The 12,474-nt window shown below is 62.8% G+C and carries 12 protein-coding genes; 8 read left to right on the top strand and 4 right to left on the bottom strand.

Annotated elements, in window-relative coordinates:
- The first annotated feature begins 157 nt into the window (after positions 1–157).
- The 3 genes from LQG66_RS04995 (at position 158) to LQG66_RS04985 (ending at position 4,276) form a co-directional block, all read left to right on the top strand.
- Positions 158–730, top strand: coding sequence for an Ada metal-binding domain-containing protein (locus LQG66_RS04995; RefSeq protein ID WP_231324028.1), 573 nt, complete (start codon positions 158–160; stop codon positions 728–730).
- Between the two features lie 16 nt (positions 731–746).
- Complete coding sequence (locus LQG66_RS04990) at positions 747–1,217, top strand: PaaI family thioesterase (RefSeq protein WP_231324026.1); 471 nt, start codon at positions 747–749, stop codon at positions 1,215–1,217.
- An 812-nt stretch (positions 1,218–2,029) separates the two neighbouring features.
- Entirely contained in the window at positions 2,030–4,276 is a 2,247-nt protein-coding gene (locus LQG66_RS04985) for a hypothetical protein (protein ID WP_231324024.1), read from the top strand.
- Positions 4,277–5,468: 1,192 nt separating this feature from the next.
- Here LQG66_RS04985 and LQG66_RS04980 read toward each other — a convergent pair.
- Entirely contained in the window at positions 5,469–6,488 is a 1,020-nt protein-coding gene (locus LQG66_RS04980; RefSeq protein WP_231324022.1) for a 1-aminocyclopropane-1-carboxylate deaminase, read from the bottom strand.
- Between the two features lie 162 nt (positions 6,489–6,650).
- On the opposite strand from LQG66_RS04980, the gene LQG66_RS04975 reads away from it, so the two are divergent.
- Positions 6,651–7,127 carry an Lrp/AsnC family transcriptional regulator gene (locus LQG66_RS04975; RefSeq protein WP_231324020.1) on the top strand — a complete coding sequence of 159 codons (477 nt, stop codon included), beginning with the start codon at positions 6,651–6,653 and terminating at the stop codon, positions 7,125–7,127.
- 91 nt (positions 7,128–7,218) lie between these two features.
- Positions 7,219–8,094, top strand: a complete 876-nt coding sequence (locus tag LQG66_RS04970; RefSeq protein ID WP_231324018.1) for a DUF2147 domain-containing protein — start codon at positions 7,219–7,221, stop codon at positions 8,092–8,094.
- Positions 8,095–8,177: 83 nt separating this feature from the next.
- Here the strand turns inward: LQG66_RS04970 and LQG66_RS04965 are convergent, their stop codons facing one another.
- Both LQG66_RS04965 and LQG66_RS04960 read right to left on the bottom strand, forming a co-directional pair.
- On the bottom strand, positions 8,178–8,585 hold the full coding sequence (locus LQG66_RS04965) for a (R)-mandelonitrile lyase (RefSeq protein ID WP_231324016.1): 408 nt from the start codon (positions 8,583–8,585) through the stop codon (positions 8,178–8,180).
- 54 nt (positions 8,586–8,639) lie between these two features.
- The gene (locus LQG66_RS04960) at positions 8,640–9,338 is read right to left on the bottom strand and encodes a ribonuclease activity regulator RraA (protein ID WP_231324014.1); all 699 of its coding nucleotides are present in this window, start codon (positions 9,336–9,338) and stop codon (positions 8,640–8,642) included.
- A gap of 246 nt (positions 9,339–9,584) precedes the next feature.
- Between LQG66_RS04960 and pxpB the strand changes: the two genes are divergently transcribed.
- Genes pxpB through LQG66_RS04945 form a run of 3 tightly spaced genes read left to right on the top strand, consistent with a single transcriptional unit; the run spans position 9,585 to position 12,170 of the window.
- A complete protein-coding gene (gene pxpB / locus LQG66_RS04955) occupies positions 9,585–10,316 on the top strand; it encodes a 5-oxoprolinase subunit PxpB (protein ID WP_231324012.1) in 732 nt (243 codons plus the stop codon).
- A complete protein-coding gene (locus tag LQG66_RS04950; protein ID WP_231324010.1) occupies positions 10,313–11,347 on the top strand; it encodes a 5-oxoprolinase subunit C family protein in 1,035 nt (344 codons plus the stop codon). Before pxpB ends, LQG66_RS04950 begins: the two co-directional genes overlap by 4 nt.
- A gap of 49 nt (positions 11,348–11,396) precedes the next feature.
- Positions 11,397–12,170, top strand: a complete 774-nt coding sequence (locus LQG66_RS04945; RefSeq protein WP_231324008.1) for a LamB/YcsF family protein — start codon at positions 11,397–11,399, stop codon at positions 12,168–12,170.
- Here LQG66_RS04945 and LQG66_RS04940 read toward each other — a convergent pair whose 3' ends face one another.
- Positions 12,171–12,323, bottom strand: a complete 153-nt coding sequence (locus LQG66_RS04940) for a hypothetical protein (RefSeq protein WP_231324006.1) — start codon at positions 12,321–12,323, stop codon at positions 12,171–12,173. It abuts the gene before it with no gap.
- Between the last annotated feature and the right edge of the window lie 151 nt (positions 12,324–12,474).

The raw sequence follows: 12,474 nt of genomic DNA, 5'->3' as shown, positions 1-12,474 counted from the left end.
TTCTCAGCAACTCCAAAAAACCAGTCATGTGGTTCTGGCGTCCCGAAGCTGGTGCCAAGCCCTTCGATGAGGATCCCGCGGGGGCGGAGCGGTCGTTTTCGGACCTGATCATCGGCCGCTGCTCGCGACGAATGGGCAATCGGGGTACATGGACGTCATGCGTGATCCTGCAGCCCTCTACCAGGCGCTTTGCCGTCGCGACGCCGCGCTCGACGGCATCGTCTTCGTCGCCGTCAGGACGACCGGCGTCTATTGCCGGCCGGTCTGCCGGGTGCGGACGCCGCTGGCGCGTAACGTCCACTTCTACCGCAGCGCTGCGGCAGCCGAAGGCGCCGGCTATCGCCCCTGCCTGCGCTGCCGCCCCGAGACCGCGCCGTTCTGCCCGGCCTGGAGGGGAACGCAGAGCACCGTGGATCGCGCGCTGACCCTGATCGAGGCCGGTGCGCTCGACCATGACGGCATCGATGCGCTGGCGGATCGACTCGGTATTGGCGCGCGTCATCTGGCCCGCTTGTTCGCGGCGCATCTTGACGCGTCGCCGACGCAGATGGCGCAATCGCTGCGCATCCAGCGCGCCAAGCGGATGCTCGATGAGACCGAACTGCCGATTGCGCGGATTGCAAGCCGCGCCGGCTTTTCCAGCCCGCGCCGCATGAGCGCGACTTTCGTTGCTCTCTACGGTCGTCCGCCGTCGAGGCTGCGCCCACGCAGGCCAAGAGCTTCGCAGTAACGACAAAGGATTCGAAATGTCAGGCAAGCTGTACGGGACAGTCGAAGACAGCAGGCGCAAAGAGATGAGCGGCCTTGAATTCGTCCAGGGGCTCGTGGACGGGACGCTGCCGCTCAACACGATTGCGCGTACGCTGGGCTATGACGTTGCCGAAGCGACGAAGGGGCGCGTTGTCGTGACCGCGAAGCCAACCGAGGCTCACCTCAATCCAGCCGGCACCGTGCACGGCGGCCTCTCCGCGACGTTGCTCGATAGCTGCATGGGCCTCGCGATCTGGTCGATGCTGGACAGAGGCGTGACTCAGACGACGCTGGAGTTCAAGATCTCGTTGTTGCGGGCTATCACGCCAGACACGGGAGTGATCCGCGCCGAGGGGACCGTCCTCACCTGCGGTCGTCGCGTCGGCACTGCCGGGGGCCGGATCACCGACGCAGGCGGCCGCCTGCTTGCGCATGGCACGACGACCTGCCTGATCTATGACGCTTGATGAACCTCTCGTCCTAGTTCATTTGTGACCCAAGGCAGACCTTTGCGACCGAGTCACCGGCGTCGCATTCAGCCCATTACGGACGTCGGCCGGCTATCGGTGAAGGGCGGCTGTGGCGGGCCGGCGGATGGCACTGCCGGGCGACCCCGGCTCCGGAGATCCCACGTGCTCGCCATCAGTCGCGCTATGCGCCAAAAGCACAACAACAGGATCTGTGAGAATGATCTGAGGGACTACAGCGCATCGTGGTTGTGGATAGGTTGCCCGATGCCTTGACCACACACAGCGATGTGGTCCCCGCGAAAAACGATGGTGCGTGAAAAGCATCGGCTGTAGCTCCCGGTGCAAATATTACCTGAGCAATTGGCACGCGCGCTATTATTTGGCTCAAACAGTTTAGTGCCGCGAAAGCCGACGAAGAGGAGCGCGGCTCCTTTCTGGCCCCCGGCCCCGTGAACCCACGCGCACCCTACTATTGCAGAAGGCAGAAGGGGAAAAACCTGGGTTGAAAGGTTGACAGAATTGACACCCGGGTTGTGTATAGCGGATATTCCTAAGCGAGTTTTGTCATCGTGTCCGAACTCACCGCCGAAATTAGACTCAGACCGACTCGGATCGGATTTCTTGTTCGACCGTCGGACCTCGCGTCGTTGCGCACGATCATGCGCTTATGCACGTGCCTTTGGGGCGGAATCTACAATCCAATTATTCCCGTGTTCAACAGGCCGCCGGCGGATTGGAAGCCTGGAGCACACGAACGGTCCAAAGGACCAGACGTTGCGAAGGGTTACGCTCGGTTCTTCGAGCCGGACGTGTATGTCGAAGCGGAAGAAGGCCTATTAGAAAAGGCTGGCCTTGGTGGCATTCGCCAGAAACACGCTATGCACGAGCAAATAATACCCCTTAAGACGCTTTTCGCCCCCAAGGACGGACGCAGTTATGCCGAGTCGGCATTTGGTCTAAATATCGTTGATGTGTTTCAGCATGTCTATGAATCGGAGCAGAGATTTGTCCTTCGCGACAAGAAAGATTGCATCACCGTCAAACCTCAGCGGGGCAACGCGCTAGTCGAGTGCATATTCGGCGTGTATCCGACGTCGGCCGACCTGACCTATGCTCAGAACGCGTACGTAGAAGTCTATAAGCCAGAACGGGCAGAGGCTTCGCCCGAAACCTGGAGACGCGTTTATGGCGAAGGAGCAAAGACTCCGCTCCGCGCGACGCGCTATGGACTAGACGCGCAGCGCTATTGGCACCACGATCCTGTGCTATTTATTTTTGATCCGACAAAATCCACTGACCTTATTGACGTCTGGAATTTGAGACTCGAATCCAGCCCAGTGCTGCCCGTTCCTCTGAATTGGTTCGAGGCGCTGTCGAATGACATCTTCGAATTCGTAAAATCTCAGCATCTTCCGGTCATCGGAAATCCACACGGTATAATGCACAGTGCAACGATCGAGTTCAGTCGTTCTATAGATAAAGCGACTTCAGAGGCTCTGATAGGAAAAATCAAACCGGGTCTTCCGGCGGGAGCTCTTTCAGTTAAGCTCTGGCGCAGTCCCATCTGGATCGATCACTATGACCCGTTCGTTCTACGCAACACGCGCCTAAAGGTCACCGCTGATGAAAGTAGCGTGGACCTCGTCGTCAACGAGGAGGCGCAAAATTCGATTACAGCGTTCCAACCGCTGGCACCCAAATTCGCGAGCCGCTATGGCGGAGGCGATCATCGGTGGGTTAATGTGCTAAAGGCATCCAGCTATTCGGACCAACGCGTGGCCACGGTGCTGCCCTTCAATACGTTCGATCGCTCGTGGCCCTTTCTCGGGATGCGCGGCGAGCAAATACCGATTGGAAGCGAGGGTTGGGTCTTTCCGCAGCAATATAAGAACCTCGCGCAACATGTCTCACTGCTTAGGGCCGAGGAAGCGATCATTGGTTCGCTAGAACAGTTGGGCGTTACCGCCTGCCTTTCCGAACCCGGGCACATTGCTAAACAGATACTTGAGCATTTGGGTGGCCTTAGAAAACTTGGTATTTTGGCTGATCTCGATACGCTTAAGCTATTGAACAAAATGGCAGGTGGCCTGCGACGCAGGCGCATTGGGGACAATGCCATTGAAGAGAGCTTTGAACTACGCGCCGCCCCGGTGAAGGATTGGCGAGACCTCGTCGCAAAGCGAAAGCGAGAGCTTTTTCGTGGCCCAGACCTGAAACACTTCACTGATGCGAACGTCGTACGCTTAGGTCTGGAAACGGAGTGTCCGACCTGCAAAGCCACAAACTGGAGTTCGCTGACATCGGTCGATTATAGCCTGACTTGCCAACGCTGTTTGAACTCGTACGAATTTCCGCAGGCCGAGTTGCGCAGTCAAAATGGCAACTGGAGCTACCGTGTCGTCGGCCCCTTCTCTGTTCCAGACTATGGGAGGGGTTCCTATAGTGCTCTTCTAGCAATGCGGGTTGTGAGTCGTGCACTCAACTCATTCGATAGGTTAACCTTTGCTACCGCGATGAACCTCACGTTTGATGGAATTTCATACGAGGTGGATTTTATAGCGTGGCACAGCGACGATGGCTTGCGCGAAACGCAACGTCCTCCCCAGCTAGTGATCGGCGAAGCAAAGTCGCTCGGTCAGGGCGAGCTTATAACGGCGAACGAGTTGGCAAAGCTAAAGGCTGTCGCAACAAAGCTATCTGAAACGGTGATTGTGATCGCCGTTCTCCGCGACCATTTTACGCCTGCCGAAAGCAAAATCCTGCGGAGATTCGTGACCTGGGGAAGACGCGTCAACGCGTACGGCGATCCGATAAATCCTGTATTGCTGCTCACTTCGCACGAACTAACAATGGACTATAATGTCTGGCATGTGTGGAAAGAGCTTGGAGGTAGGCACGCTCAGTTTGCCAACTCCAACCAAATCCGAACGCTATCCGCGCTTGCGGACGCGACACAGCAGTTATATCTCAACATGAAGCCATTTCATGTCGAACGACGCGACTACTGGCAAAAGCGGCACGCGCGTCGTCAGGCCGACGCTGCTGGGGCTAAGTAGACCATAGGCGCCGCAACGAGCGGTCCAATCAAATCGATCATCTTGCCTCCCGACAGCGGTCCAACCGAATCAGTGCCTGTTTCAAAAGACAAATCTAACTGCGTCATGTCCGCTCTTCGCCCTTAAGGGACATTCCCGGACTCTGATGAGCGGTGCGTTGTCGGCCCGGAGCAGCGATACGACGGACGACTGCGACCTTCGATGGGACATCGTAGATGGGCCTATCACGCGGCGTTGGGACTGCTACGCAAAAATACCCCAAATGACTTGCGCCAAAACGCGATGTTCGCCAGCGTTTTCAACGCGAAGACCCCTGTCCAGTCGTCTCGCTAAAAATATTTCTGTTTCGTTTTATCAGAACATGTGATTGACTGTGCGCATCCCGCCTCATCGAGAGGGGCGTTGCGCGCGATCGTCACGACACGCGAGGTGGGGAGGCGATGGCCGCGACATGCCGCAGCGTGCTTGCACGCGGACGAACGGCATGGCGCGGACGTGAAATCGCAGCGTCCTGACACCCCGATGCTGGTGTCCAGCGCAATGCGCGCAAGCGCATTGTCGCCATGGTGGCCAACAAGCCCGGCGCACCAGGGAGACTGCGTATAAGCGTTAAGACCGTCGCGCAGGGAATGCCGGATGACCGGCTGGACCTGTGGTGACTGCCGCCTGCTTTTCTTGTTGCAGGCGGGCCATGGGTTGCGGCCAGCACCCGGCATTCCCTGCGCCCTCTTCTATTCGAGAGGGTCGAACTGATGGATCACTCGGATGCGGATGCGTCGCGAGAAGGTAACGTCATGGGTGGATCGCTCTTTCCACACACTCGCCGTCATTCCGGGGCGCGCGACGCGCGAGCCCGGAATCCATACTCCGTGACGCGCTTGTTGGAACGAGATGGAGCAGCCGACGTGCCCGATACGAGCGTTCGTGGTTATGGATTCCGGGCTCGCGCGTCGCGCGCCCCGGAATGACGAGACCATGTGTAGGTCGCTCGTGGGACACATTCGGTGTCGTCCCGGCCTTGAGCCGGGACCCCATACTCACAGGCCGTGGTTCGTGGCAGGCCAGGAGATGCAGCCCGACCAGACCAGCACCGCCGGTGGTTATGGGTCCCGGCTCGGGGGCCGGGACGACAGCGGAGTGTGTTGTTGGAGCTCGGCTCACCGCTACGCTGCGGGGGAAGATGAAACCGCCCTCACCCGTTCCGATACGTGTAGCTGTAGCCGTTGAGCGCGGGCGCGCCGCCGAGATGGGCGTAGAGCACCTTCGCGCCCTCCGGGAAGTAGCCCTTCTTGACCAGGTCGATCATGCCCTGCATCGACTTGCCCTCGTAGACCGGGTCGGTGATCATCGCCTCGGTGCGCGCGGCCAGCCGGATGGCCTCGTTGGTCTCGGCGCTCGGCACGCCATAGGCCGGATAGGCATAGTCCTCGATGATCACGATCTCGTCGTCGCGCACCTCGCGGCCGAGCTCGACCAGCTCAGCGGTGTTGTCGACGATCTCGCGCACCTGGGCGCGGGTCTGCGCCGGCGTGCCGGAGGCGTCGATGCCGATCACGCGGTCGGCGCGGCCGTCGGCCGCGAAGCCGACGATCATGCCGCCCTGGGTCGACCCGGTGACCACGCAGACGATGATGTAGTCGAATTTGAAGCCGAGCTCGGCTTCCTGCTTGCGGACCTCCTCGGCAAAGCCGACATAGCCGAGACCGCCGAACTTGTGCACGGAGGCGCCGGCCGGAATGCCGTAGGGCTTGCCGCCGGCATCCCGCACCGACTGCATCGCATCTTCCCAGCTCTTGCGGATGCCGATGTCGAAGCCGTCGTCAACGATGCGGCTGTCGGCGCCCATCAGGCGCGTCAGCAGGATGTTGCCGACGCGGTCGTAGACGGCGTCCTCGTGCGGCACCCAGCTTTCCTGCACGACCACGCACTTCATGCCGATCTTGGCGGCGGTCGCCGCGACCATGCGGGTATGGTTGGACTGCACGCCGCCGATCGAGACCAGCGTGTCGGCATTCGACTCGATCGCATCCGGCACGATGTATTCGAGCTTGCGCAGCTTGTTGCCGCCCATGGCGAGTCCCGAATTGCAGTCGTCGCGCTTGGCATAGATCTGCACCTTGCCACCGAGCGCCGCCGTCAGCCGCGGCAGATGCTCGATAGGCGTGGGACCGAAGGTCAGCGGATACTTCTTGAACTTGTCGAGCCGAAGCACGGGATCTCTCCGTGGGTGATTGAAACTGTGGGTGGTTGAATTGGTCGCCTTCAGCATACGAAAAAGCCTGAGAAAGGTGCTCTCTTTATTGGCGCCGGTTTTCATGCTTACGTCGGCATACGGCGCATTCGACGATATTTCCTCTCACACGATATGCATTCAATGAAAGAACCTTCCGAACACGATCTCGACCGCGTCGACCGCCGCATCCTGCAGCTGCTGCAGAAGGACGGCCGCATGACCAATGCCGAGCTGGCGGCTTCCGTCCATGTCAGCCCGGCCACCTGCCATCGCCGCACCCAGCGCCTGTTCGACGATGGCTACATCAAGGGCGTGCGCGCCCAGATCGCGCCCGAGAAGGTCGAGCGCAGCGCGCTGGTCCTGGTCGGCGTCGTGCTCGACCGTTCGACGCCGGAGAGCTTCCGCACCTTCGAGGCCGCGATCCGCAAGCTGAAATTCGTACTCGATTGTCATCTCGTCGCCGGCGATTTCGACTTCTTCCTGAAAATCCGCGTCCGCGACATCAACGACTTCAACCGCATGCATGGCGACCAGCTGATCTCGCTGCCTGGCGTGCGCCAGACGCGCACTTTCTTCGTGATGAAGGAGGTGGTCGACAATGCGCCGCTCGATTTCTGAGCAGGTGGCGCATTGAACCGAGGCCGCCGCGCGCGCGACTCACCAGCGCGTGAGCTCGCTCACATCAGCAACCGGCATGGCGGAGACCCTGATGAAGAGGCTGTTGGCCGTTGCGGCTTTGGTGCTGGCAAGCAGCGCCGCGCAGGCGCAATACGTCATCGAGTACGGCGGCAACACGATCCGCATCGATCCCGATCGCGGCACCGTGCAGATCCCCGGCGTCTACGACAACACCGAGCAGAAGAAGGCCAAGAAGACCAGGCGCGATCAGGATGGTCAGCGCAAGCAGCCGTCGGCAACGGACAAGCCGGCCGCAGCGCCCGCAGAGGCCGCTGTGACGCCGGCTCCGGCCGCGGAAACTCCGGCGGCGCCAGTTCAGGCCGCCCCGGCTGCGCCCTCGACAGCGGCCGTGCCCGCCAGCCCGCCGCCTGCGGCGGTCGCACCTGCGCCGGTGCAGGCAGCCGCACCTCCGGCTCCCGCGCCGGTGGCCGCAACGGCTGCACCGGCAGCGCCACCGGTCGCCGCGACGACGACCGCGACGGCCCCTGTTGCTCCACCCACGCCTGCGGCCGCGCAGCCCCCGCGGCCGGCCCAGGCGCCAGCCACCGTTGCCACGACCGCAGCCCCCTCTGCAGCAGCCGTCGCACCCCGCGATCCGAACTCCCCCGTTGGCATCTGGCTGACGGAGGAGAAGGAAGGCAAGATCCGCATCGAGCCCTGCGGCACCAATCTCTGCGGCTACGCCGTCGACGCCAAGACCAACCAGAACGGCGAGCAGATCCTGATCAACATGCGTCCGAGCGACAAGACCCAGGAGAAGAAGTGGAGCGGCCGCATTTTCGACCCCAGCAGCGGCAGCACCTACGATTCGACCATCGCGCTGAAGGGGGCAGACAATTTGAAAGTGCAGGGCTGCGCGTTCGGCGGCATGTTCTGCGGCGGCCAGACCTGGACGCGGGTGAACTGAGCACGGCGCCGGCCGTCGAAGCTCATTCAAATGACAAGCGCGCGGCCTTGCGACCGCGCGCTCAAGCCGTTCTTAGTCCGGCATCAGCCGACCGGCGTCGCGTATTCCTCGTCGGTCACGTGCTCCATCCACGTCACGTGCTCGCCGTTGAGCGATTCATGCATCGCGACATGGACCATGCCGGTGCTCGGCGCAGCGCCGTGCCAGTGCTTCTCGCCCGGCGGAATCCAGACCACGTCGCCGGCCTTGATCTCGCGCACCGGCCCACCCTTGGCCTGCACCCGGCCGACGCCCTGAATGACATAGAGCGTCTGGCCGAGCGGATGGGTGTGCCACGCCGTGCGCGCGCCGGGCTCGAACCCCACGCGCGCCGAGGCGACGCGGGCCGGAGCCTGCGGTGTGATGATCGGATCCTGCCACACCGTGCCCGTGAAGCTTTCGGCCGCCGCGCGGCGCGTCGGGCGCGAGCCCGCGAGATAAACATCCACCATTGTTCTGCCTTTCCTGAATCTGTGCTGTCGATCGATCGGCGCGTCGGCGACGACCTACTTCTTCGACGCGGCGTAGCGCGCCTTGGTCTCGGCGTTCATCGGATAGAGGCCCGGCAGCACGGCGCCCTTGTTCACCTCGTCGACGATCCAGGCCTCCATGCGCTCCTGCTCCGGACCTTCGGCGAGCACGTGGTCGAGCATCGCCTGCGGGATCAGGACCGCGCCGTCCTGGTCGGCCACGATCACATCGTTCGGGAACACGGCGACGCCGCCGCAGCCGATGGCCTCGCCCCAGCCGACGAAGGTCAGCCCCGCGACCGACGGCGGCGCGGCGTAGCCGTCGCACCACACCGGCAAACCGGTGCCGAGCACGCCTTCGAGGTCGCGCACGACGCCGTCGGTGATCAGCGCCGTGACGCCGCGCTTCATCATGCGGGCGCAGAGAATGTCGCCGAAGATGCCGGCGTCCTTGACGCCCATCGCATCGACCACGGCGATGCAGCCCTCGGGCATGGCCTCGATCGCGGTGCGGGTCGAGATCGGCGACGACCAGGATTCAGGCGTGGCGAGATCCTCGCGCGCCGGCACGAAGCGCAAGGTGAAGGCGGGACCAACCAGCCGCTTCTGTCCCGGACGCAGCGGGCGTGCGCCGCGCAGCCAGACATTGCGCAACCCCTTCTTCAGCAGGACCGTGGTGATGGTCGCGGTGGTGACCTGGGACAGGGTGGCGATGGCTTCGGGAGTGAGGGACATCTTGAGACTGGTGCTCCAAAGGGCTTGCGGAAAAGCAGGCGCATCTTGCGAGCGACGAACGCCGCGTCAAGGGCTCGCAGAGTGCGTGGGGCGCATGCAGGGTTGCGCGCGCCCCGATAACGTCTTCTTATCGCAAGACATCCGATTAATTTATTGAATTTCCGAGAGATTTTGCCCCCGACCCAATTCCACCGGCGCTCAAAAACGATTAGATCAAGAGCATCACCCGAGAACGTTTCCGATCTCATGGCCGATCCTTTTCCATCCCCTCGCCTCCTGCCTAGCGGCGACAGCGCTGTGACCGTCGAGTTCAGCCGGACCATCGACGAGACCGCCAATCGCCGTGTCCTGGCGCTCGACCATGCGCTGGCGGCGGCTGCGATCGACGGCATCACCGAGACGGTGCCGACCTATCGCTCGCTGCTGGTGCACTATGATCCCTGCGTCATCGATCACGATGCGCTGGGCACGCGGCTGCTGGCGCTGTCGGCTGGCACGCTGGCGCCGGACAGCGAGGTCAGGCGCTGGCGGGTTCCGGTCTGCTATGGCGGCGAGCATGGCATCGACCTCGAGGATGTCGCCAAGGCGCTCGCTCTGACGCCGGATGAGGTGGTCGCCCGCCATGTCGCCGGCACCTATCGTGTCGCCATGATCGGCTTCACGCCTGGCTGGTCCTATCTCTCGGGACTGGATCCCACGCTGCAGATGTCGCGCCGGCACAATCCGCGGCTGCTGACGCCGCCGGGCATCGTCGCCATCGGCGGCATCCAAACCGGAATTCAATGTCTCGCGGGGCCCTGCGGCTGGCATCTGCTCGGCCGCACGGCGATGCGGACGTTTCAGCTGCACCGTGCGCCGACCTTCCTGCTCGAACCGGGCGATGAGGTCAGCTTCACTGCGGTGGACGTGAAGACCTTTGCCGAGCAGGAGCGCGCCGCCGAGGGTGGCGAGCTCATCGCCGAGCGGATCGCCCCATGACCACGCTCGTCGTTTCCAGCATCGGTCCGGCGAGTTCGGTCCAGGACGGCGGGCGCTTCGGCGCGCAGCGCTATGGGCTGACGCCGTCCGGCGCGATGGACAAGCTGTCGCTCGCTGCTGCGAACAGCCTGGTCGGCAATGAATTGATGGCCGCCGCGATCGAGATCGGTCCATTCGGCGCGACGTTCACTGCGAAGGGCGGCGCCGTGCGCCTTGCTCTTGCCGGCGCACCACGCCCTGCCGACGTCGCCAAGCGTGCAGTCGAGATCAACACGTCGGTGACGCTGGCCGATGGTGAGATGCTGACGCTCGGCTTCGCGCGCGGCGGCTCGTTCAGCTATCTCGCCATTGAAGGCGGCATCGCCGGCGAGCCGATGTTCGACAGCCTTTCCGTCAATGCCCGCGCCGGACTCGGAAGCCCCTACCCGCGCCCACTCCAGGCCGGAGACGTGTTCGACGTGCAGCCCGCCAGCGGCGCCCCGGACATGCGGATCGACCTGCCGAAGCCGAGCGGCGCGATCCGCGTGGTGATGGGGCCGCAGGATGACGAGTTCAGCGACGAGATGAAGGCGTTGTTCCTCGGCAGTGACTGGACGATCTCCGCGACCAGCGACCGCATGGGCTACCGCCTCGAGGGCCCGCCGCTTCGTCATCTGCACGGCCACAACATCGTGTCCGACGGCACCGTGGACGGCAGCATCCAGGTTCCCGGCAACGGCGCGCCGATCGTGCTGATGTCGGACCGCGGCACCAGCGGCGGCTACCCGAAGATCGCGACCGTCATCACGGCCGATTTCGGCCGGCTGGCGCAGACGCAAGCAGGCACGCCATTCCGCTTCAAGGCGGTCACGATGGCCGAGGCGCAGGCCGAGCTGCGCAGGTACAAGGACTTGCTGCGCGGCCTGCCCGGCCGCGTCAGCGAGATCGTGACCAATGAGTTCGACATCGATGCGCTGTTCACGGCCAACGTGGCTGGACACGCCGTGAGTGCAACCGACGTCACCACTTGGCTTGGAGTGACGCCGGATTAACCTGACCGCCCCTAACCCTGCTTCGACCTATCAACGCGCGGACCATCACATGACCAGCACCGTCGATCTCAATTGCGACCTCGGAGAAAGTTTTGGCCCGTGGGAAATGGGCAATGACGCCGCGATGATCGAGCTCGCGACATCGGTCAACGTCGCCTGCGGTTTCCATGCCGGCGATGCCGACATCATGCGCAGGACCGTCGAGATGGCGAAGGCCAAGGGCGTCAGCGTCGGCGCACATCCCGGCTATCGCGACCTGCACGGCTTCGGCCGCCGCGCGGTGCCTGGGCTGAAATCATCCGAGATCGAGAACCTCGTCGCCTACCAGATCGGTGCGCTGCAGGCGATCGCGACCGCGGCCGGCCACAAGGTCACGCATGTGAAGGCGCATGGTGCGCTGTCCAACGTCGCCTGCGAGGACGACATGACGGCGAACGCGATCGCCAAGGCGATCAAGGCCGTCGATCCCAGCCTGACCTTCGTCGTGCTCGCCAACTCCAAGCTGGTGACGGCCGGCGAGAAGGCCAATCTGTCGATGGCGCATGAAGTGTTTGCCGACCGCGCCTATGGTGACGATGGGCTGCTGGTGTCGCGCAGCAAGCCCGGTGCGGTGCTGCATGATCCCAAGGTGATCGCCGATCGCGTCGTGAGGATGGTTCAGGACGGCGCGGTCGTCTCTGTCACCGGCAAGGTCATGAAGATGCGGACCGACACCGTCTGTATCCACGGCGACACCGCGGGCGCCGTGGAGATTGCGCGCGAGGTCCGCATCGCGCTCGACGCGGCCGGTATCCGGGTCGCGCCGTTCAAAACGGGAACGTGATCAGAACGGGTGGATGGACATCGTGCCCAGGGTGATGGCCGCAATCAGCGCCAATGCGCTGTAGAATGCAACCAGCGCCGCCGTTGTTCCCCGCTCGCTGAAGGCGCGAGCCCCCTCGGGCATCTGTCGCAGGGACGTCGGTATCGTCTGCATGGCCGGTCTCCTGAAGTTCCGGCCATGAGAAAAGCGTTCTCGCAGCCGGGCGCAAGGCAACCGGCGAAATAACGACAAGACCCCTGTTCGGGGTCCACCTGGAGCCAAAAAATTCTCGACCGTCGGCGCGGCCGAGAATTTTATCCGCAGG

This window comes from Bradyrhizobium ontarionense, from assembly GCF_021088345.1.
GTDB lineage: Bacteria > Pseudomonadota > Alphaproteobacteria > Rhizobiales > Xanthobacteraceae > Bradyrhizobium > Bradyrhizobium ontarionense.
Note: the sequence above shows the minus strand (reverse complement) of the source record. Positions and strands in the feature narration are given on the sequence as shown.